General features: G+C 36.2%; 15 protein-coding genes. 3 read left to right on the top strand and 12 right to left on the bottom strand.

Features of this window, described 5'->3' with window-relative positions; translation table 11 throughout:
* Nucleotides 1–152: 152 nt before the first annotated feature.
* The 7 genes from L3049_RS03535 to kduI all read right to left on the bottom strand — a co-directional run bounded on the left by L3049_RS03535 (nucleotide 153) and on the right by kduI (nucleotide 8577).
* On the bottom strand, nucleotides 153–1736 hold the full coding sequence (locus L3049_RS03535) for a beta-N-acetylhexosaminidase (RefSeq protein ID WP_275108408.1): 1584 nt from the start codon (nucleotides 1734–1736) through the stop codon (nucleotides 153–155).
* Between the two features lie 553 nt (nucleotides 1737–2289).
* Complete coding sequence (locus L3049_RS03540; protein WP_275108409.1) at nucleotides 2290–3612, bottom strand: MFS transporter; 1323 nt, start codon at nucleotides 3610–3612, stop codon at nucleotides 2290–2292.
* Nucleotides 3613–3641: 29 nt separating this feature from the next.
* On the bottom strand, nucleotides 3642–4313 hold the full coding sequence (locus tag L3049_RS03545; RefSeq protein ID WP_275108410.1) for a bifunctional 4-hydroxy-2-oxoglutarate aldolase/2-dehydro-3-deoxy-phosphogluconate aldolase: 672 nt from the start codon (nucleotides 4311–4313) through the stop codon (nucleotides 3642–3644).
* 111 nt (nucleotides 4314–4424) lie between these two features.
* Nucleotides 4425–5465: a sugar kinase gene (locus L3049_RS03550; protein WP_275108411.1), complete on the bottom strand. Its 1041-nt coding sequence runs from the start codon at nucleotides 5463–5465 to the stop codon at nucleotides 4425–4427.
* Nucleotides 5466–5500: 35 nt separating this feature from the next.
* Entirely contained in the window at nucleotides 5501–6769 is a 1269-nt protein-coding gene (locus L3049_RS03555; protein ID WP_275108412.1) for a DUF4861 domain-containing protein, read from the bottom strand.
* A gap of 125 nt (nucleotides 6770–6894) precedes the next feature.
* Nucleotides 6895–7686: a gluconate 5-dehydrogenase gene (locus tag L3049_RS03560; RefSeq protein WP_275108413.1), complete on the bottom strand. Its 792-nt coding sequence runs from the start codon at nucleotides 7684–7686 to the stop codon at nucleotides 6895–6897.
* A gap of 48 nt (nucleotides 7687–7734) precedes the next feature.
* Entirely contained in the window at nucleotides 7735–8577 is an 843-nt protein-coding gene (gene kduI / locus L3049_RS03565; RefSeq protein ID WP_275108414.1) for a 5-dehydro-4-deoxy-D-glucuronate isomerase, read from the bottom strand.
* A 323-nt stretch (nucleotides 8578–8900) separates the two neighbouring features.
* On the opposite strand from kduI, the gene L3049_RS03570 reads away from it, so the two are divergent.
* A complete protein-coding gene (locus L3049_RS03570; RefSeq protein WP_275108415.1) occupies nucleotides 8901–9920 on the top strand; it encodes a LacI family DNA-binding transcriptional regulator in 1020 nt (339 codons plus the stop codon).
* Nucleotides 9921–10064: 144 nt separating this feature from the next.
* Here the strand turns inward: L3049_RS03570 and L3049_RS03575 are convergent, their stop codons facing one another.
* Entirely contained in the window at nucleotides 10065–11621 is a 1557-nt protein-coding gene (locus L3049_RS03575; RefSeq protein ID WP_275108416.1) for a sulfatase family protein, read from the bottom strand.
* Nucleotides 11622–11947: 326 nt separating this feature from the next.
* Complete coding sequence (locus L3049_RS03580; protein ID WP_275108417.1) at nucleotides 11948–12853, bottom strand: hypothetical protein; 906 nt, start codon at nucleotides 12851–12853, stop codon at nucleotides 11948–11950.
* 221 nt (nucleotides 12854–13074) lie between these two features.
* On the opposite strand from L3049_RS03580, the gene L3049_RS03585 reads away from it, so the two are divergent.
* Nucleotides 13075–14706, top strand: coding sequence for a DUF5060 domain-containing protein (locus L3049_RS03585; protein WP_275108418.1), 1632 nt, complete (start codon nucleotides 13075–13077; stop codon nucleotides 14704–14706).
* Nucleotides 14707–14781: 75 nt separating this feature from the next.
* Nucleotides 14782–16437, top strand: coding sequence for a glycosyl hydrolase family 28-related protein (locus tag L3049_RS03590; RefSeq protein ID WP_275108419.1), 1656 nt, complete (start codon nucleotides 14782–14784; stop codon nucleotides 16435–16437).
* Nucleotides 16438–16526: 89 nt separating this feature from the next.
* Here the strand turns inward: L3049_RS03590 and L3049_RS03595 are convergent, their stop codons facing one another.
* The 3 genes from L3049_RS03595 to L3049_RS03605 all read right to left on the bottom strand — a co-directional run bounded on the left by L3049_RS03595 (nucleotide 16527) and on the right by L3049_RS03605 (nucleotide 22528).
* Nucleotides 16527–17630 carry a hypothetical protein gene (locus L3049_RS03595; RefSeq protein WP_275108420.1) on the bottom strand — a complete coding sequence of 368 codons (1104 nt, stop codon included), beginning with the start codon at nucleotides 17628–17630 and terminating at the stop codon, nucleotides 16527–16529.
* A 132-nt stretch (nucleotides 17631–17762) separates the two neighbouring features.
* Entirely contained in the window at nucleotides 17763–19427 is a 1665-nt protein-coding gene (locus L3049_RS03600) for a RagB/SusD family nutrient uptake outer membrane protein (RefSeq protein WP_275108421.1), read from the bottom strand.
* Between the two features lie 74 nt (nucleotides 19428–19501).
* A complete protein-coding gene (locus L3049_RS03605; RefSeq protein ID WP_275108422.1) occupies nucleotides 19502–22528 on the bottom strand; it encodes a SusC/RagA family TonB-linked outer membrane protein in 3027 nt (1008 codons plus the stop codon).
* Between the last annotated feature and the right edge of the window lie 147 nt (nucleotides 22529–22675).

The raw sequence follows: 22675 nt of genomic DNA on the forward strand, positions 1-22675 counted from the left end.
CTATTCTTATCTATTTTATTTTCCAATAGCCAAAGCTATTCTATGCTTCAACAAATATAGGCTTTAAGTAGCTTATAAAAACAAGTCACCTAAAAAATCGACTACAAAAATGATCCGAATTTTAGGTGACTTCAAATATGTTTAACAAAAAATTACTCAACTACAGGCGCTACTTCCTCAACAGCCCAAGGTATTTTTGGAGATTGATAATAATTAATCTTCATATACTCAAAGCGTTCTTTCTGCTTGCCCAAACGAATCTTGTATTCATCCCAATTTTTATTTTCACTTTTCGACCAGCCCAATTCAGCATATCCGGGTAAACGAGGAAAAACAAGGTATTCGATATCGTCGATGGTTTCAACAGTTTCCGACCACAGTGGTGCTTCTATACCAATGATGTTTTCACGAGAGATACCTTCTACATTGGTTTCCAAATTCCAGTCGTAAGCCTTATCTACTTCAAGATAACCTGCCCAATGTAAACCCAGTGGGCAAATGGAATCGTACTGCATATCCATATAGGCTCTTTTTGCCGGCGACATCAATATTTTCACATTCTGCTTGACTGCTAATAAGGCATTCTTTGGCTTGGTTTGCCAAAATTGTGCTAATGAATTATCTTCCAATTCCGCTGCAGCAACATCGGCCCAACCGATCATTTTTTTCTTGTGCTTCGTCACAATATCCTGCACACGGTTTATAAACTTGATGTAATCTTTCTTCTTAGTCGCATTCGATTCGTCTCCACCAATATGAATGTACTCACCTGGTGTTAGAGCAACCAATTCACGAATCACATCATCGATAAATTTATAAGTGATCTCTTTGTTGGCATCCAGCGTACTAAAACCAACATTGGTTCCTGTATATAAGTCTCTTGCTTTACCATCAGCATTCAATTCGGCATACGAAGCCAAAGCCGCATTGGTATGACCTGGCATATCTATTTCAGGAATAATGGTAATAAACCTATCCTGTGCATACTTTACAAGCTCAGTATATTCTTCTTGAGTATAAAAACCACCTTTACCACCATCTACTTGTGTACTACCACCATGCTTTGTCAGATTGGGCCACGATTTAATTTCAATTCGCCATCCCTGATCATCAGTCAAGTGCAAATGCAGAACATTCATTTTATAGGCCGCAATTAAATCGATAAATCGTTTCACATCGGTCACATCAAAGAAATGACGTACCACATCCAACATGGCACCTCTGTAGCCATAGTCTGGTGCATCTTCAATTGTTCCACTAGCTATCTCCCATGATCCCATTTGCAAACTATCCGATTCAATTTTTGCTGGCAAAAGCTGTCTAATGGTTTGTACTGCTCGAAACAGTCCAGCAGCTTTATTAGCCGCAATAATAACTCGTTTTTCGTCAATTGTTAATTTATAACCTTCCTCTCCCAAACTTTCATTTTCTGATATCACCAAAGCAATTCCTTTGTTACTTGCTGGATTAGTTGCACTTACCACTTCCGTGGTATAACCAGTAGCTGGAGCAATTAAATCTGCAATATAATTAGCAACTCCTTTACTGTCTTCTCTGCCTTCTTCAACATATATTTTCGTTTTTGCAGTCCAGTCGAAAGAACTTCCAGTCGCAATTAAATTTGTTGGTTGCGGAATTAAAATTTCTTTTCCCAAATCTTTTGGTGTTGGTGTTTTACAAGAAAAAAGCAATAACATTATTAAAACTGCTTGTCCAAGGTTTAGTAGTTTACTCATTAGTTGTGTGTGTTTTGTATCGTATTTGTAATGGAAATTGGATAGAAAGATAAGAAGAAAAATCAGGACAATATCAACTGCTTCTTACTAAAACGAATACATTTGTTTATTACAATCTAAACAATTGAAAAACGAACCAAACAAAAAAATTCAACTATCAATACAAAAAATTCCTCGCTTGCATATGGAATTGTGAATGAGAAAAGAGACAATTAATATCTATGATTCAAAAAGGTAAGTGATACAATTGAGACATTGGTTTGAGTCGAAACTTCCTAAAAAAGAAGTTGAGAGGATCGCTTAGAGCGAGTAAACATTCTGCATAGTATAGATCGGTGAAATGAATCAAAAAATATACAATTGGCCTCGCTAAGCTTTACTACCTATGTACCCGAGGACTTGGATTGGGTACTATTTACAAGTAGACTCATAAAGAATAAACACTCTCATCATAAATGTAAAATCTACAAATTGGCGTTAAAAAAACAAGCTTGCATTCAAAAGAATACAAGCTTGTTACATCTAACCAATAAATGTATACTAAATCACGATATTATTCTGAAACAATCTTAAAATTTTCATCCAAAGGAGTTAGTTTTGGTAACATTAAATGTATAATCAATAAAATAACCAGATATAACATACCAGCTACTAAGAACATCCAGAAGTAAAAAGAATTTCCTGTTGCATCTAAACCTTGACCAAGTGCAAAGTCAACAACCATACCTGATATGGCACCAACCATTCCACCAATACCCACAACGGAAGCAATCGCCTTTTTAGGCATCACATCAGAAACAAGGGTAAACAGGTTTGCAGACCAAGCCTGATGTCCACCAGAAGCCAAAGCAATTAAACTTACAGCGATCCACACATTACTTGTCAGTGCAGCCAGAGATACAGGTGCAATACAAAGTGCACAAATTAATAATGAAATTTTACGTGCTGAATTCAGAGTCCAGCCTTTATTTATAAATATCTTAGATAAGTAACCTCCTCCGATACTACCAAAATCAGCTACTATATAAATAACTACCAGTGCTCCTCCCAATTCCTTAATACTATCGAGCCCGAACTGTTGTTTAAAAAAGATACCCGACCAAAACATAAAAAAGAACCAAACAGCATCGGTAATTTTACCAATAGCAAAAGCCCAGGTTTGTCTTAATGGCAATACTTTTGCCCATGACACTTTCTCGTTTTCTTTCTCCGCATCAACTGGCTTATTATCTTGTAAAATGTAGTCCAATTCCTCTTTAGAAACCTTAGGGTGCTCCTCTGGTCGTTTATATATCTTAAGCCAAACGGCAACCCAAATAGCACTAAAACTAGCTGTTACCAGAAAAGCAAATTGCCAATTATCACCATTGGGAGCAACGACCAAAGGAATAATGGCTGGAGCCAAAACTGCTCCTACATTGGAACCTGCATTAAAAATACCGGTTGCAAAGGCCCGGTCTTTCTTTGGAAACCATTCAGCTACAGTTTTCACTGCCGCAGGAAAGTTTCCCGCTTCACCAATTCCAAGACCAAATCGTGCTCCAATAAAGCCTACTAAAGCGAAAGCTGGCTGAACTGCGGCATGCAGAACACCAAAAACACTCCAAATCGCAATTGAAAGGGTATAACCAAGTCGGGTTCCGTAACGGTCAATTATACCGCCCATTGTAAGCATTCCCAGAGCATATGCCGCCTTAAAAGCCATATTAATATACCCATAATCTGCGTTGGTCCAATTAAACTTCTCCATCAATGTTGGTCCTAACACCCCCATTATACTACGATCCATATAATTAATTGTCGTAGCAAAAAAGAGCATCGCCAATATCCTATAGCGATAATTTCCTTGTGGTTTTTCCATAGTTATTGCAGTCATATTAATTCATTTTAAAAGGAATAATTCCTTTATGATTTTAATTTTTCAATGATTCTAAAAGCCTTACTACAGGACTCTTCAATCTCTGGATAGTTAAATGAACCATCCTCTTTTTTCACCATCAATTGCGAGCCCATACCCACACAGTGAACACCGGCATTAAACCATGCTCTTAAGTTCTCTTCATCTGGTTTTACACCTCCTGTTGGCATAATAGATGACCATGGAAATGGGCCTTTAACTGCTTTTACAAATTCTGGACCTCCTACCTGAGCTCCAGGGAATATTTTCACAACCTCAGCTCCCAGCTCTTCAGCATAGGAAATCTCAGTAAGTGAACCACAGCCCGGAGACCAGGCTACTTTTCTGCGGTTACAAACTTTTGCCATTTCTGGGTTTAAAATTGGAGAAACTACAAAGTTTGCTCCTAATTGAAGGTATAATGATGTGGTTCCTGGATCAATTACAGAACCAACACCTAATATCATTTCAGGACATTCTTCTGCAGACCATTTTATTAATTCACCAAAAACTTCGTGAGCGAAATCACCTCTATTTACAAATTCGAATAATCGTGCTCCACCATAATAACAGGCGGCTACAACATTCTTACACACTTCTATATCTGAATGAAAAAACACAGGAATCATTCCCGTTTCTTTCATTTTTAATGCCACTTCTATTCTAGAAAATCTAGCCATTTTTATTTTAATTATGAGATATAAGTTATGAATTATGAGTTGCCTTGCTTTAGTAAGAAGAGCATTCTATTTTTCTAATTCATAATTATTAATTCATCATTTATAATTCATTTATCGTGCTACTCTTCCAGAAGCGTCACCGTTCATTAATTTCTCAACCTCTTCAACCGAAACTTGATTGTAGTCTCCATAAATGGTATGCTTTAAACAAGATGCTGCAACGGCAAAATTCAAGGCTTTTTGATCATTTTCAGGCCAGGTTAGTAGTCCATAAACCAATCCTCCCATAAATGAATCGCCACCACCAACACGGTCAACAATATCGGTAATTTGATAGGTATTACTTGCCTTAAACAACTCTTTCCCATCATATAAAACACCTGACCATGAATTATGATTGGCATTAATAGAACCTCTTAAAGTTGTAATTACTTTCTTACAACGAGGATATTGCTTCATGATTTGTTTCGAAACGGAAAGGTATGCGTCAGCATCAACACGACCACCTGTCACATCAACACCTTTGGGCTTAACACCTAAGACTTTCTCTGCATCTTCCTCATTACCCAAAACAATATCAGTACCAGCAACTAATGCAGGCATAATTTCTCCAGCTGTTTTTCCGTAATTCCAAAGGTTTTTACGATAATTTAAGTCACAAGAAACGGTAATCCCTCTTTCATTTGCCGCTTTAATTGCCTCAAGGCAAACATCTGCTGCTCCCTGAGAAATAGCTGGTGTAATTCCAGTCCAGTGGAACCAATTAGCTCCTTCAAAAACTTTGTTCCAGTCGATCATTCCCAATTCAATTTCGGAAATGGCAGAATGAGCTCGATCGTATACAACTTTAGAACCACGACTAACGGCTCCTGTTTCCAAAAAGTAAATACCCAAACGATCACCACCGTATATAATATCCTCGGTTTTTACGCCATATTTCTTAAGATCCATTTCGCAAGCACGAGCAATATCATTTTTAGGCAGTCGAGTTACAAAATTCGATTCTATTCCATAATTTGCTAGTGATACTGCAACATTTGCTTCTCCACCACCAAAGGTGGCTTTAAATTCTGATGCCTGCGAAAATCTCTCATATCCTGGTGTCGCCAAACGCAACATGATTTCTCCAAAAGTAACTACCTTATTACTCATCACTTATCTTTCTTTATAATTTATTGAAACAATTCTTACTTTACTGTCACTCTAATGGGCAAACTCAACTCTTCAGATTGTGATTTCATTAAGCCCTCGAAATTCGTTTGCTTGCTCCAGTCTTTATTCTCAACTTCCCATGCAGCAAAAAAGTAGTGTCGAGCAGATTGATTATTCTTGATTTTTTGGGTTACAAAATGAGTTTCACCAACCGGCATATTGTAACGAGATCCTTTCACTCTTTTCTTACTCAACAAAGGAGCATCACCTGTTCTCATTTTACTATCTGCAGGAAGCAGAATTCCCATTCCCAAATAGTCGTTATTCATTGATTGTACATCATGAGTTGCAACAGCAGTAAATTCTTTGTTTGCGGTAAAAGAAAAAGGCTTTTTCTCTTTTAAATAACTTGTTACAATTCCAGTAGCCAACTCCGTCTCATCGCTCAAGCCACTTACAAGCACATCGCTTTGAAACCAATATTTACCTGCCCAAACTGTTATGGTTTCTACTGCATTTAAAGTTTTCCCATCAACATGCCAACCCGAAGATTTTAATTCGAATATTGAGCGAACCGGACCTCTCGTAATCAATTGAAATTCAAATTTATCTGTAGATCCTAAACGATACAATGAATCATTATGAAACATGGCTAAACCACCAGAACCAAGAGAAGGTCCAACGTGGAGTACATCCATTCCCCAATCAGAAAGCTCATGATAGCTCCCACTTTCATGGGTGCCGATTTTATCCATGATCATTTCAGGCGTTAACTTTCCAAAAAGGTCTTTTGCATTTCTACAATCAAAATAGTCTCTAAATCCCATTTTGTCAGTTTCCCAACTTACACTTTCAGCCTGATAACTCAAGGGAATTCCAACAAAACCCTTTGGTGATACTGCCTGATCAACTCCTTTAAATCCATCTTCTTTGTTTCCAATTCCTAAGCGAACATTTGTACGCATGGTAAATTTTGGTGCTTTATCAGCTTCAATAAAATTCACCTTAAATTTCTTCACCTCATTTGCAGTAAAATCACAAACGAAAGCCATTTCATCCCAGTTTCCATCACGATCTAAATCATCAAGCTGACTTGCAATTGTGTTTCCTGCTTCATCGGTTACAACTGGTAATTTTGCAGTTGGTATCTCTCCAACTAATTTCTTTACTTCTGCTCTAGTTAAAACTACTGGTGCATCTTTTCTCGCTTGCTCCATTTCGTTCGTTAACTCAAGAAAAGTTGATGTACTACATGCACTTAATACGGTAGCCATTACAGCAACAACAAAACTATATTTTATCATACAAAGTATTTTAGATCTTGAAACACAGACTTATTTGATGTAAAAAGAGGAATAAAAAGAACATAGATTAACTCCCCAGCTATTCACACCTACTGCTCTTTTTATTCCTTCTTCCTTCACACTAACTATTCTTCATTCGAAGGTTTACCGATAGTAGCTAAAATACCTCCATCAACGTAAACGACGTGTCCATTAACAAAATCTGATGCCCTGGATGCAAGGAATACAGCAGTACCAGCTAAATCTTCCGGATTGCCCCAGCGAGCGGCAGGCGTTCTATTAATAATAAATTCATTGAATGGGTGTCCATCAACACGAATCGCTTCTGTTTGAGATGTTGCAAAATAACCTGGTCCAATACCATTAGTTTGAATACCAAATTTAGCCCACTCTGTTGCCATATTCTTTGTCAACATTTTCAAACCGCCTTTTGCTGAAGCATAGGCACAAACATCATTACGTCCTAATTCACTCATCATTGAGCAAATGTTGATGATTTTACCCTCGCGTCGCTCGATCATTTTACGACCAACATATTTCCCCATAATAAAAGGACCTACTAAATCGATATCAATCACCTGGCGGTAATCTTTCACTTCCATATCCTGCATTGGAACACGTTTGATGATACCCGCATTATTCACCAAAATACCAATTGGTCCAACTTCTTTCTCTATCTTATCAACACCGGCAATTACGCCAGTTTCATCTGTTACATCGAAAATATATCCTTTACAATCAATTCCTTTTTTTGCGTAATCAGCAATACCTCTATCAAGGTTTTTTTTGGAAATATCGTTCACAACAATTTGCGCACCAGCCTCTGCCAATGCTGTTGCTATTGCCATTCCAATACCATGTGTTGCTCCGGTAACTAAAGCAACTTTTCCATCTAACTTAAACGAATCAAGAATCATATCTATTTCTTTTTAAAAACTTACAATTAACATCTATAAAACAACTGCTTAACGCAAATCATTGGCCTGGCAAATATCCATATCTCCATAGTCCAAATTCTCACCACCCATACCCCAAATAAAGGTATAGTTGCTTGTTCCTGCTGCCGAATGAATCGACCAGGTTGGAGAAAAAACAGCTTCTTCATTGGCCATCCAAATATGGCGAGTCTCCTTAGGGTCTCCCATAAAATGGCAAATTGCCTGATCGCCTGGCACTTCGAAATAAAAATAAGCTTCCATTCTTCTGCTGTGTGTATGCGCTGGCATTGTATTCCAAACACTTCCTGAATGCAGTTCTGTCATTCCCATCTGTAACTGATTTGTTTTAATAGTATCAGATACAATAAGCTTATTAAGTGTTCTACGATTTGAATTTTTAGCTTCACCTAATTCAATCACAATAGCATCCTCACGGCTAATTTTTACCGTCGGGAATATCTCATGAGCCGGGGCTGAATTCAAATAAAAATGTGCTGGAGCAGAAGCATCCGAGCTATTAAACACAATTTCTTTTTTTCCTTTTCCTACGTATAGTGCTTCTTTGTATTCTAATTCGTACACCTCACCATCAACACTTACGCTACCTTTCCCACCAACATTTACAACACCAAGTTCTCTTCTTTCAAGAAAGAATTCTGCTTTTAGAGGATCAATTGTTTCCAGATTTAAAGCCTTATCTGTTGGTACAACACCTCCTACAATCAATCTATCGTATTGAGAATAGGTTAGATTAAGATTTCCCTCTTCCATGATATTCTGCACCAAATACTCATCTCTTAAACGATTCGTATCGTAATTCTTTGCATCTGCTGGATGAGTAGCATATCTCTCTTCGTAATTTAGGCTCATTGCTATCTATTTTTATTAATTTAAATAATCTGATATCCCAAGAATATTTCATTTTCACTTCTTGATCGACACAAAGAAATAAAATGCAATTGAATTGTGCAATCGATTGTCTAATTTTTCTTTTTCAATTCAAATAATCTTGTTGATCCAAGTTAGACACAAGCCGCTAAAATCAACAAACACAAGCTTAATTGATAGGATTAAAATTTGATATTTATTTAAATTCATTCCGCGCAATCGATTACCTTTTATTTTCAATTTTTGTCCTATTTATAAAAAATAGTTGCATCTTTGTAATGGATTTTATTACCGTTACAACAAGAATGAAGAAGGAAAATAACATTACAATTCACGATATAGCCAAAGCATTAAACACTTCTGGATCTACTGTCTCCAGGGCTTTAAACGATAATTCACGCATTAGCGAAAAGACAAAGAAGGCTGTTCGTGAGATGGCTAAAAAGTTAGGGTATCAACCCAATGCTTTAGCTTCAAATTTGCGCACCAATTGCACAAAAACCATTGGTGTGATCATTCCGCGCATCAGTCGCTACTTCTTCTCTTCTGCGATCACTGGTATCGAAGAATATGCACGAGAAAAAGGTTATAATGTTATTATCTGCCAATCAAACGATCAGGAAGAACGAGAAGCAGACTGTGTTCAAACTCTATTTGCATCGCGAGTCGATGGTGTCATCTCATCTATTGCCTTAAAAACAAACAATTACGATCACTATAAAACTTTTACAAACAGAAATATCCCTTTGGTATTTTTTGACAGAGTGTGTGATGAATTGGAAACTAATAAGGTGGTAGTCGATGACTTTAAAGGTGGATTTCTAGCTGCTGAACATCTAATATCAAAAGGATGCAAACGTATTGCACACATCAGTGGCCCACAACACCTAAACCTATACATCAACCGACTTCAAGGCTATCTTAAAGCAATGCGAAAGCACAATATCCAAATCAATGAAGACCAGATTATTGAAAGTCCGCTTAGCAGGGAAGATGGCATGGCATGTGCTAAAAGGTTACTTGAATCTTCTAATCCTCCTGATGCAATCTTTGCTGCCAATGATACAACTGCCTTAAGCATTATACTCTATGCTAAAGAAAAAGGAATTAGGATTCCCGAAGATTTAGCCGTAGTCGGATTCAGTAATGAGCCTTTCTCTGAATTTCTATCTCCATCATTAACAACTGTTGAACAATCTGGTTTTGATGTCGGCGTAAAAGCCACGGAACTTCTTCTTAATATTATAAATAACAAAATAGGGAATACACAAGAAACAATAGTTTTACCCGTTAATTTAATTGAAAGAGAATCAAGCAACAAATAAACTCAAATCGGCAACCATTTATAAATTACAAAAGCTTATCGACACCATTCGATAAGCTTTTTTTTTCGCAGCTTGTTCTTTAAAAAAAAGTGCAGCCTTAGCCACACCAATTTCAAACTAACATCAACAAACATCACAATTATATTATTTTAATTCTACGGCTTCTACATTTTTGTAGTCTATACCACGAATCGCTTCAAAGCCAGTCAACATTTCTTTTAATTTATCAGGTTTAGATGCTGCTAAATTTTTCTGCTGGCCTATATCTTCTTTCAAATTGTAAAGCTGAAATTCATCAGAATTACCAATCTCAATATTCACTTCATCTAGAACTTTATCTCCCTTGTATGGAGGAATCATTAACCAATCTCCTTTTCTGTATGCAGTTCTGGTTGTTGCTTCTATAACTAAATCCTCACGTCCTTGCTCCTTGGTCCCCATAAATGCTTCAAGAATCTCTTCACTATCATTCACAGTAAGATCACTTCCAACTAATTTGGCGATAGAAGTAAATAGATCGACTTGACAAACCAATGCATCGGAAACTTTAGGTTGAATTATACCTTTCCAATAAGTAATGAAAGGAACACGAACACCTGCTTCAAATAAGCTGTACTTTCCTCCTCTTAAGGCTCCTGCCGGTTTATGATCTCCTAATTTCTCAACGGCATCATCATAATATCCATCATTTAATACAGGACCATTATCACTAGAAAAAATAATTAGCGTATTATCTAAAATTCCTTCTTCTTTTAATGTTCTCATAAACTCACCTAAGCACCAGTCTGCTTCAACAATAACATCTCCTCTAGGTCCTAAACTCGACTTTCCAACAAAACGTTGGTTTGGAGTACGAGGCACATGTGGTTGTTGCATTGCGTAGTACAAAAAGAATGGTTTCTCTTTATGCTCTTTCACATACTTTTGAGCTTTTGCCAAAAAGTGATCAGCCATATCCTCATCAACCCACTTAGCAGATTCTCCACCTTTCATATAACCAATACGTGGAATTCCATTTACAATACTGCTGTTATGACCATGATGCCATTCCATTCTCAACAACTCAGGATTATCTTTTCCTGTTGGTTGTCCTTCAAAATTCTCAGCGTAGTTAATTTCAATCGGATCCTTAGGATCTAATCCATCAACAAAACCATTATCGATATAAACAGTAGGAACACGATCTTGGGTCGCTGCCATAATGTAAGCATAGTCGAACCCTACTTCGTTTGGACCAGGAGTTATCTGCTTGTTCCAATCATTAACCCCAGATCCTAATCCTAAATGCCATTTACCAACAACTGCAGTTTGATAACCTTCGGCTTTCATCATTTTTGGAATGGTCATTTGTTCCGTTCCAATTAGCAAGGGTGCAGTTCCTGGGAGAATTTTAGCATCCTTATTTCTCCAAGGATATACGCCTGTTAATAATCCATATCTACTAGGTGTACATGTTGCCGAAGTAGCATATCCATTTGTAAACTGAACACCACCTTTAGCAAGCGCATCAATGTTTGGGGTTTCTAATCCTTTCGCTCCGTAAACACCAACATCGCCATATCCTAAATCATCGAGATAGATCACAACAACATTAGGTTTTTCTGAATTGTCCTTTGTCTTTTGCACATTATTTTTGCATACAGAAAATAGCAGGACAGAAATCAACACATAAAACAAATTTCTTTTAGTAAATAGATTCATTTTTATTTTTTTGATTTTAGTAGTCTTATTAATTGAGTTAAGTACAAATTTACCTAACAAATGATGATTCGAAGGGTTAAAAAACCCATTATATAGGGGTTAAATCGTTCGCTAATGAAGGCATTATCATTTACGCTAGTAAATACCGCCTTCTGATTAAGAAAGAACAATTCAATTGTTTCATTCTGCCTTTGTGTTACTTGAGTAAAATTCACCTCATACAAAACCAATCTTACCCTATAAAAAAAGCGATCTGCCTATATTTTTAAAATAAAAAACCTTTGACAAATCGCCATAAATGAATCAAATAATATTCTCTATGAATATTAATCTTTCTGAATTGGATTCTCCAATATATCTTTAATCATATTAGGATTTGTTTTCTCCACTCCAGTAAGAAAATAAATGGCCATTCCAGCATCTGATGGATCGTAATGCTTACTCTTATTTTTAGTGCAAGTTATCAATCGAGAATACATCCAATCCCATGCTCCTGACTTATAGAATTTATCATTACGAGCTTGCGAATTTTTCATCCAATCGTAATATTTTTTAGGACAATTTAAACCAAGGTAATCTTTCCCTTTATTCTGATCTAGAATCTTAATAAATTTCACATTGCCTCCTTCTTCACTACCAAATTCAGCAATCATTTCTTTAAAAGTCCAGCCCGTATGTTCTGGCTCTCCTTTGTTAATCTTATCCGAATGTCTATTGTTCCAAAACGAATGAGAAAGTACCGTTACAAATTGACGTTTTTCTGCTTTGGCACGATTTATAGCTTCTCCAACAACTTGCATTGGCCCCGCTGCAATAATAAACAAAGGATCATCAATGGATGATGCATTAATTGCCTTCGTCATTGCTTTGTAAGCTTTCCCTGGATTATCTACAGCGCACAAAAATTTAGTTTTCTTAAAACCAAATCTCTTTTTTGCTCCCAATGCACTTTCTCGCATGTGTTCATATGCATTCAATCCTTCCGGAGATGATGGATGCGCTAAGTTACTCCACCAAATATGGTCACTATACGTATATAAAACCAGTTTATCTTGCAATCCTCTTGCTGCCAACATAGCTAAAGTTAGCGGTGTTGCTGCCCAATCATCATGATCGTGTTCATTACCATCTGAACTGATAACAATTCGTCCTTTTCCTTGCCACATTGGCGACTGAGCTTGTACTCCAAAAGAAAAAACCAAAATCATTATTACTAATAATACTTTATTCATCTGTCTATCTATTAAATGATTTATTATTCCTGCGAATCTTTTAAGTGCAATATGCTCTAAACCATCAAAACACACTGTATATAATTGTATCCATTAGGTACAATAAAATTCAGTTGTACTTTATTGCACCTATGCAAAACGTTTGTACACCATCAAGTAGCGAAAGAAGAATAATTTTGAACTATTTATATAATCAAGTAGCTAATAATAAAAACAAAACAATGACTGCTAAGTTTAAAAACCTACTCTTACTACTTTTACTATTATCAGTAACAGTTGCCAATGCAAAAATAAAATCGACTCCATTTTCTTCAAGAAAAATGGTTGAAATTAAAAAATGGGAAGTTTTAGATATTGTTTTTACTGCAAAATCGAAAAATCCTTTCACAACAGATTTTTATGCTGTTTTCACTTCTCCAAGTGGAAAAGAACAAAAAGTAGCTGGTTTTTATAATGGCAACAAAGAATGGTTGCTACGATTTTCTGCGTCGGAAGCTGGAAAATGGAAATACACCACTTCTTCTGACATCAAAACATTGAATAACAAAAAAGGTACACTAAGTATAGCTAATGAATTAGCCGAAGCAAAAAAAGGTGGAATTGTAATTCCGAAGGAAGATCCTCAACATTTTTATTACGAAGATGGAACTCCTTACTTTTTAATGGCATTTGAATGTGATTGGTTGTTTGCCTTGGACTATCACAACGAAAAAGAATTACCAAAAACAGATCATCTTTTAAATTTGGTTAAAGAAAATGGAATGAATCAGGTGGTGATGAATGTCTACTCGTACGATGTTCATTGGAAATGGGGAAAAGATCCTCTTTTAAAAGAACACCCAGAGCATGAATTTGGTGCTCCTAAAGATATCTTTCCTTTTTTAGGGAATAATAACAAGCCTGATTTCTCAGCACTAAATGTAGATTTCTTCAAGAAATTAGACCGAACAATCGATTTGATGAATGAGAAGGAAATCATCTCACATTTAATGATTTACGTTTGGAATAAGGATGTAAACTGGCCTGATATGAATACTGATGCTGACAACATGTATTACGACTATGTTGTGAAGCGTTACGGAGCCTTTCCTAACATTATGTGGGATGTATCAAAAGAAGCCCTTTTCTATGGACGAGCAGATGATGAGTATATTTTGGAACGTATTAACAGATTGAGAGAAGCCAATACCTTTGATCGTTTGGTGACCGTTCACGATTACAAATTCTGTCAGCGTAATGCTAAAGATGTTGATTACATCTCTCGTCAAGATTGGACGCATTTACTTTACAGAAATATGCTTGATGATCACAACAAATATACAGACAAACCAGTTTTCAATATTGAGCATGGCGGGTATGAAGAATCACCATACGTTGTTTTTTCGGGAAGTTATATCAATGCGGAAGCATGTTTACGTCGAAATTACGAATGTCTTTTTGCTGGTGTTTACTCCACTTATTATTGGCAAGGAACATCGTGGAATGCAATTATTTGGAACCCTTTCGAACAAGATGCATCATTTTACAAACCTAAATTTGAATATTTTAAGCACATGACGGACCTCATGTCGGAGTACGAATTTACCAATTACGAGCCCGATCCGGCACATAATCAAGCTGGTTTTTGTTTAAAGGAAAAAAGCAAAGACAATTATTTGTACTATGTACCTAAAGAAACTTATTGGTATCGCACAGAGTTTATTTTTAAGCAAAATTCGAAGCCAATCAAATGCAAATGGTTCAATACGTTAACTGGAGAGTATTCCAAAGAATTTAGCATTACCAAAAAACAACATTTTATTTCTCCTTGGTATGGAGAAGCTGATGCCATTTTCATTCAACAAAAAGACTAAAAATAACTTCAAGTTCTGATGAGTCCAACTTATCAGAACTTTTTGTTTCTATATTTAACCCTATAATATCTGTTTATGCGCAATCTATTTATTCTTTTTACTTTGATAATTTTAGGAAGCTCTTGCCAAAATAGTGAGCAAGACAAACAGCCTAAAATCTTACAAGATTTCATCCAAAATGGCTCAAAAAGCATTCTTCCTGATTTCTCCTACGCTGGATATGAGTATGGTGAAAAAGAAATTCCAAACAGCGATGCAATAGTTTTTGATGTTAGTGAATACGGTGCAATTCCAAATGATAATATCGACGACACAAAAAGCATACAAGCAGCTATAGATGCAGCCGGAGCAAATCAGGGAGGAATCGTATTTTTCCCACCGGGTACTTTCCATGTAAATATGGATACAACGAAACTTGATATTATCCGAATCAACTACAGCAATATCGTAATGCGCGGCTCTGGAAGTAATTCTACAGGAACAACCATATTCAGCGGAAGTGCAACAACACAAGCGGCAAACAATAGCCCTTGGCTATCTCCTTTTGTGTTTCATACTGGTTTAAACCTATTTGGAACCGATCGCTTTTACAGCATAGACGAAGAACCGGTTTTTGCTCAACTCACGGCCGATTTACTAAAAGGTGAAGCTATTTTACAATTAGAAAAAACAGATGGTTTAAAAAGCGGAAACATACTTTTAATTGCCATGAGTAATACTACTGATGATGGTGATTTGATGAAAAATTTAATGGATCCATTGGAATACGATCCTTTTCAAACCAGTTATATAAATGCAGGTCGTGATCGCAAATCTTCATTCCAATGGTCTGTGGAAATAGATAAGGTGATTAACAACAAAGAAGTGCTTCTGAAACAGCCATCTAGAAGAGATATTAAAACCAAATTTAACGCAAGAGTTGCGATTATGCCAATGCTCAGAAATATTGGCATTGAGAACTTCCGTTTTGATTGTGCCTACAAAGGCGGATACGGCCATCACAAAACACGAGAACACGATTACGGCTGGGGAGCCATTTGTATGCATCGAGTATCTCATGCTTGGGTTCGAAATATCGATATCAACAATTACACGCAAAACACACATTTAGTAAACAGCAGAAATGTAACGATAAGCAACATCAGCATGTCTGGATTAAATGGGCATTACGGACCAAAAATGTATCATTCGAACGATAACTTGGTTCAAGACATTACAATTAATGCTCTTTATACTCACGGCCCGGGTTTAGAAGGTGCAAGCTTCGGAAATGTATACCGTAACATACAATTAGCTCATCCTTCTCCTATCGATTTACATGGAATTGGCGGCCCTGACTTTTGCCCTCCGATGTACAATTTGTATGAGAACATTTCAAACCTTACAAAATTAGGCGGTGGCGGTGCTACAACAAACATTCCTCATGCAGGTGAATACAATACTTTTTGGGGATTACAATTGGCTAGCTTTAATGATGATGACTTCAATGAGCTTTTCTATTCTTGGATTTGGAGAGATGCCAAACGCTTTAACAATGAATTCCATATTGATTGCCACAAGCAGTATCTGCGTAGCATCATGGTAGGTATCCATAACCCAAATAAAGAACTTTCGATAGAGCACAAAACAGAAGATCGTAACGATGAATGGATTTATGTTGAAGGATTAAATCAGAATATGAATTTACCTTCTCTTTATGAAACACAGTTAAAACTACGACTGAACAAATAATGCTATCCGAATTGATATGGCATAAACAAAAAAATCTCGTTACAAGTTGTAACGAGATTTTTTATGAAGAAACTTATTCTGAAAATTTCTTATTTCATTGTACAAATTTCAAGACTTACCCATCGAGCACGAGCTGTTGCTGTAGACTCTCCTTCAGGTATAAATCCATTCGTTGCATTCGTAAATTCAACCTGCAATAAATCTCCCTTTTCAATAGGTATTGCCACCCTATTCAGCACATGATTTTGAATGGTATAATCTGCAATAGAACTGCCATAAATTCGATCATTAACAACACAACCAACTTCTTTTCCATTCACTTTTAAGGTATATTTAGGTTCTCCATCTATTTCGAGCATGGTATTGATTTTAAATACTGCCTTACCTGATTTTCCTTTGTAAACAGTTTGAGCCGCAGCAGTTGCCAATGGAACCTTTACACTTAGAATCTCCGCCTGCTTCTTTTTATCTATCAAAGCACTTTCAAATCCCTCAATTCGAGAAAATTTATTGAAATCAACTGCATTAATTACCATTTTCTTTAATGCCTGAGGACGATATTTTTCATCGTTATTTGTCGCCAAATCAACAAAAGACTTAACGATTAAGGGAATACTTGTTTCGAAAAACAAAATGTAATCAATATTGGTTCGTTGCGCGCGCCCCGACATGGTGAAAACATACTCCTGTCCTTTCTTCAAATTGTACATGATGGCTTCTCGTTTATGGTGCTCTCCACCTTCACCTTTATAGCAAACACCCCAAGTATCTGTTCCACGACCATAAAACTTCATATCTTGTTTTAAATCATCGGTAGTAAACGCTTTTGATGCAGAAGTAAATTCACCTGCTAATCGCACATAAACATCGTTGCATTTGTCCTCTGCCAAGCCTAACAAACGTTGGTGCATTCTCATCACCATACGATACTCTCCCGTTTTAGGACAAGTAAACCTGTACTCCAAAGGCGAATTGGCTTCTCCTCCATTGTGATCGTTACCTGTAAACTCTAAATGCGTTTCATTCACAGGAGCAACTTCTCCTTCTAGACTAAAATAAGTACTATCCGTTGGTGTAATAAGCTTCCACAAACCAAGTTCAGATGTCGTATTCTCCGCTTCAATAACGATAAAGTTCTTTCCTATTGTTTGGGCAATAGCATTATCAATTAGCAAAATTGATAATACAGACATCAGCACTATTCTAATCGAAAATTGATTTTGTTTTTTCATGATTCTAAATTATTTCAACATTATCAAAGCTAAACTTTTTGACGTAAAAAAAAGTCCAGAGTTAACCTCTGGACTCTCTTTTTAGTCATATTCTTAGTATCCTGTATTTTGAATTAAATTCGGATTTTTATCGATTTCCTTTTGAGGAATAGGCCACAAGTAATGTTTAGGTAAAAACACTTGCTTCTTATTTCTCATTACAAATCTTTCATATCTAAGGTTTCCTGAATCTTTATCAACATAAACCTTCATTCCTGTGAATTTTTTATCGTTCAAAACCTCTTCAGATTTATTCCAACGAATTAAATCCCAGTAGCGTTGTCCTTCGTAAGCCAATTCAATATGTCTTTCATGTCTGATTACAGATCGCATAGCCTCTTTTGAAAGACCAGCAGCAATCGCAGGCATTTCAGCACGATCTCTAACTTCGTTAATGGCTGCATAAACTTCAGCAGTAGGACCATCAACTTCATTTTTAGCTTCAGCATAGTTCAATAATATCTCTCCATAACGGAAGGTTTTCCAACTGTTCGTACTTGGTCTTTCCTCTACAGGCGCCGATTCATGAGTAAATTTACGCAAATAGTAACCTGAAGCTGTGTGCAGTCCAGTTTTTAGAACTGCATCACCACCTGTTGGATCATACTTCTCTTTTTCAGCATTATATGTAAATGACATATCCATTACATCACCTTTATAAGATGCTCCATGATATAATACAGACTCGTAAAAACGTTTGTCTCTTCCAACATATGGATTTTGCTCATCATATCCTGATAAAGGATCAGTAATAGCTAAACCATTCGCCATTTCATATTCATCAACAATTTCTTGAACAGGATTGTATTGAGATCCTCCACCAAAACGAACTGGAGCAGCATCTGCTGCATAAGTATGTACTTTTAAAGGATCCTGAAACATAATTTCAAAAATTGTTTCTGGACTTGATTGATATCCTCCGTCAGATTCAAAATATGCACCATAATCTGAAGCTAAAGAAAATACACCTGCATCTATAATATTCTGGTTTAATGCAGCAGCTTCAGCATTACGTCCTGCAAAAAGCATAGCTCTACCATTTAATGCCCAAGCAGCTTCTTTAGTTGCACGCCCATAATGTAATGCAGTATTTTCAGCATGCGCTGGAAGAATATCAATTATTGCATTCAACTCGCTGTAAATAAAATCAAAAATTTCACTTTGTGAAGTTTGGCTCACTAATAAATCTTCATCGTTTATACCTTGAGCAACTTTTATCAATGGTACATTGCCATATTTCTTTGTTAAATCGAAATATTGAAATGCTCTTACAAAACGAGCTTCAGCACTAATTAAGGAGCGATCAGCTTCCTCACCAAAAGTAGCTTCTTCCATTGCTCCTATCAAGTTATTACAAACACGAATTGCTTTGTATCTTTTCTCCCATGCATCAATTTGATTATTTGTTGCATTTAAAAGCCCAGGAACGTAAACTTTTTCAGATTTGATCCAACCAGACTTATTACGCATCTCATCACACAAGGTAGAGAAGTTGAAAAACCAACCATTACCTGTATTTTCATGACCTACAGTTCCTCTATCTCCATAGCCCATTGGTAAAAAGTTATAAGCCTGTAACAAATAGGAAGTTGCATAATCTTCATTGTCAATAATTACATTATTGGCCAACTTATCAAATGGTTCTTTGTCCAGATAATCATCACAACCTGCAAAGAAAACTGTTGCTATAATTGCTATGTATATATTTATTCGTCTCATTTTTTCCATTTTAATTTTATGTGTTCTTTGATAATCATGCACAGTTTATTTGTGCATGATTTCTTTACAAATGATTAAAAGCTAACATTAACCCCAAGTGTGTATGTTTTCATTTGAGGGTAACTAATAATTGAATTTGCTTCAGGGTCCATAAAATCAATTGCACTAAAGGTTAATAAGTTTGTACCACTTAAGCTAACACGTGCACTGTTGATTTTAAATTTATTCAACAAAGTCTTTGGCAGATTATAACCAATTTGTAAATTCTTTAATCTGAAATAAGAAGCATCATAAATCCAGAAGTCAGACGTTTGAGTATTATTTGGATTTAATCCTATCTCCATACGTGGAAATTTAGCATTCTCATTTCCTTCTCTAAACGAATCGGCTAAGATATCTGGTGTATTTCTATCGTTCAAGAAAGCATCTATCACAATTGTCTTCTCATGTCCACCAGCTCCTTGAAAGTCTAATTTAATATCGAATGCGCGATATTTAGCTGAAAGATTTAAACCATAAACCAAAGTTGGAAATGAACTTTTACCAATATGCTGACGGTCATCACCATTAATTACACCATCTTCGTTAAAATCCTGGTAAATGATATCACCTGGACGTAATGAAGCATTTCCTTGACCATCCTGATCAATTGTCCATGTATCAATTTGTTCCTGTGTTTTAAATAAACCAGAAGATTTATAACCATATTTTTGCCCGAATGGACGACCTTCTTGCTTGATTGCATCAGGTACATCTGCGGCTTCATCGATGTTTATAACTTCACTTTTACTATAGGTTGCATTACCAGAAAGTGAAAAATCTACTTCTCCAATTTGCTTATGGAAATTCAATAGAACTTCAGCACCTTTCAAATCAACAATTCCCATATTCTCTTTTGGTAATTTACCACCAAAAGTTGTAGGTATTGATTTAGATCTAGCTACCAAGATATCTTCAGTACGTTTATAGAAACCACCAAGTTCTCCAGAAAATAAGCCATTCCATAAAGAGAAATCAACTCCAAGATCATAATTAGTTGCTGTCTCCCATGTAATGTTAGGGTTAGCAACAACACCATCAATAATCAGGTTCTGAGGAATACCATTAATTAAATAGTATTGACTTTTCTGAATGCTCATCAAATCTAGGTATTGGAATGCTCCAACACGATCATTACCAATCTGACCATATGATGCTCTCAACTTCAAGTTATCCAAAAACTCAAGATCATCCATAAAACTCTCTTCACTTACTCTCCAACCTACCGAAGCTGCTGGGAAAAATCCCCATCGATTCTCTCTTTCAAAAATATACGAACCATCATAACGCCCATTCAATTGGAATAAATATTTTCCTTTGTAACCGTAATTAACACGCATTACATAACCTTCACGAACATTCTCTCCATATGAACCATCATTTTCAACCAAGTCAACATTACCTGCAAACAATTGATCAACTGCTGATGATATAAATCCTGTACGAGCACCTTTTAGTTTAGAACTATTTTTCTCTTCACGCTCGAAAACGAAAACACCACCAATTTTATGATCGCCGAAAGTTCTATCGTAATTTACATGAAATTGATACACTTTATCAAACCACTCTTTACGTTCATCTGATAAAGAAATTTTTGTATCCTTATCATTTGCTTTAATAGCCCAAGCATCTGTCGATTGATCGTAGAAATAAACATCGTAAGGAGTATTAAATGTTCTGTTCTTTTGAAATGTCTTATCGAAAGAAGCCAATCCTTTTACAGATAGACCTTCAACACCAGGAATCTTATAATTAACGGTTAGCGAACTTTCAAAACGATCGTTATCAAGTGTATTGTAACCAGCTTGATCAACCATTCCGATTGGGCTACCACCGAAACCATTATAGCCCAATTCTCCAGCTTGTGCGTAACCTTCACCAACATATGGTTCAACGGTTGGATGTGCTCTAAGCACATCAGCAAAAGCTCCACTTAATCCTGAAGGAGGCTGCTCTGTTTTTCTCATTTCGCCATATAAATTCAAGGACACAGATAAATTATCTGTAATCTCTGTATCAATATTAGATCGAATAGAATATCTATCGTATGACAAACTTTTTGAAAGACCTTTTTGATTCAATGCACCAAAAGAGAAATAATATTTAGTTTTAGCCGTACCACCAGAAACGGATAAGTTATGCGTTTGCATTGGGGCATAGTCATCAAAAACTTGGTCGTACCAATTGGTATTCGGATAATGTGGATCAGTACCTAATTTGTACTTTTCAATATCATCTTCCGTAAATCGAAGATCTGCAGGCACTACACCACCATTCTGATTGATTTCTGCTTCGCGATAATATTTTGCATACTCATAACTATTGAATAGTTCAGGACGTTTGGTTGGTGTTTGTAAGGAGAAATTTCCAGAATAATTAAAAGATACTTTTCCTTCTTTTCCTCGTTTTGTAGTCACTAACACAACACCATTCGCTGCTCTTGCACCATATACTGCTGTAGCTGCAGCATCTTTCAGAATCGTAATGTTTTCAATATCATTTGGGTCTAATGATGAAAACGAACGCTCAATACCGTCAACAATTGTTAATGCATCGCTATTTCCTGTTGTACTTTGTCCACGAATAAAAAACTTAGGAGAGTCTTTACCTGGCTGACCTGAAGATTGCACTGCAAGTACTCCTGTCATTTTCCCTGCCATAGCATTCATGATGTTCGGAGCCTGAGCACGTTTAAGATCTTCACCTTTTACGGTAGAAACAGAACCTGTTAAATCTGCTTTTTTCTGAACACCGTAACCAACAACAACAACTTCATCCATGCCAATGGTTTCATTTTCCATTGTTACATTTATTATTGTTTTACCAGCTACTGGTCTTTCAATCGTTTTCATTCCTAGGAAAGAGTAAACTAAAAATGCATTCTCTTCTTCAACACCAATGGTATACTTACCATCAAAATCGGTAACGGTTCCTGTATAGGTACCTTTAATTACAATAGATGCACCGATAATAGGATCGCCATCTTGACCTGTAATTAGACCGCTAACTTGCTTTGACTGGGCAAACAAGCTTGTGGATATAAAAAATATAGAAACAAGCATTAACAAATACTTATTCCAATATGTGCATTTTTTAACCATAATAGATAAAATTAGATTAGAAATTAGTTTTTAATGTTTTATTCATGATAGTTGGTTAAGCAAATTCAAAACAGATCATCTCTTTTACTAATTAAGAGAATAACAAGT

The sequence above is a fragment of the Labilibaculum sp. DW002 genome (assembly GCF_029029525.1).
Classification (GTDB): Bacteria; Bacteroidota; Bacteroidia; order Bacteroidales; family Marinifilaceae; genus Paralabilibaculum; species Paralabilibaculum antarcticum.

Bases quoted from the DNA above. Each gene is read 5' to 3' on its own strand.
- L3049_RS03535 (WP_275108408.1), bottom strand. From the start codon at position 1,736: ATGAGTAAACTACTAAACCTTGGACAAGCAGTTTTAATAATGTTATTG.
- L3049_RS03540 (WP_275108409.1), bottom strand. From the start codon at position 3,612: ATGACTGCAATAACTATGGAAAAACCACAAGGAAATTATCGCTATAGG.
- L3049_RS03545 (WP_275108410.1), bottom strand. From the start codon at position 4,313: ATGGCTAGATTTTCTAGAATAGAAGTGGCATTAAAAATGAAAGAAACG.
- L3049_RS03550 (WP_275108411.1), bottom strand. From the start codon at position 5,465: ATGAGTAATAAGGTAGTTACTTTTGGAGAAATCATGTTGCGTTTGGCG.
- L3049_RS03555 (WP_275108412.1), bottom strand. From the start codon at position 6,769: ATGATAAAATATAGTTTTGTTGTTGCTGTAATGGCTACCGTATTAAGT.
- L3049_RS03560 (WP_275108413.1), bottom strand. From the start codon at position 7,686: ATGATTCTTGATTCGTTTAAGTTAGATGGAAAAGTTGCTTTAGTTACC.
- kduI (WP_275108414.1), bottom strand. From the start codon at position 8,577: ATGAGCCTAAATTACGAAGAGAGATATGCTACTCATCCAGCAGATGCA.
- L3049_RS03570 (WP_275108415.1), top strand. From the start codon at position 8,901: ATGAAGAAGGAAAATAACATTACAATTCACGATATAGCCAAAGCATTA.
- L3049_RS03575 (WP_275108416.1), bottom strand. From the start codon at position 11,621: ATGAATCTATTTACTAAAAGAAATTTGTTTTATGTGTTGATTTCTGTC.
- L3049_RS03580 (WP_275108417.1), bottom strand. From the start codon at position 12,853: ATGAATAAAGTATTATTAGTAATAATGATTTTGGTTTTTTCTTTTGGA.
- L3049_RS03585 (WP_275108418.1), top strand. From the start codon at position 13,075: ATGACTGCTAAGTTTAAAAACCTACTCTTACTACTTTTACTATTATCA.
- L3049_RS03590 (WP_275108419.1), top strand. From the start codon at position 14,782: ATGCGCAATCTATTTATTCTTTTTACTTTGATAATTTTAGGAAGCTCT.
- L3049_RS03595 (WP_275108420.1), bottom strand. From the start codon at position 17,630: ATGTCTGTATTATCAATTTTGCTAATTGATAATGCTATTGCCCAAACA.
- L3049_RS03600 (WP_275108421.1), bottom strand. From the start codon at position 19,427: ATGAGACGAATAAATATATACATAGCAATTATAGCAACAGTTTTCTTT.
- L3049_RS03605 (WP_275108422.1), bottom strand. From the start codon at position 22,528: ATGCTTGTTTCTATATTTTTTATATCCACAAGCTTGTTTGCCCAGTCA.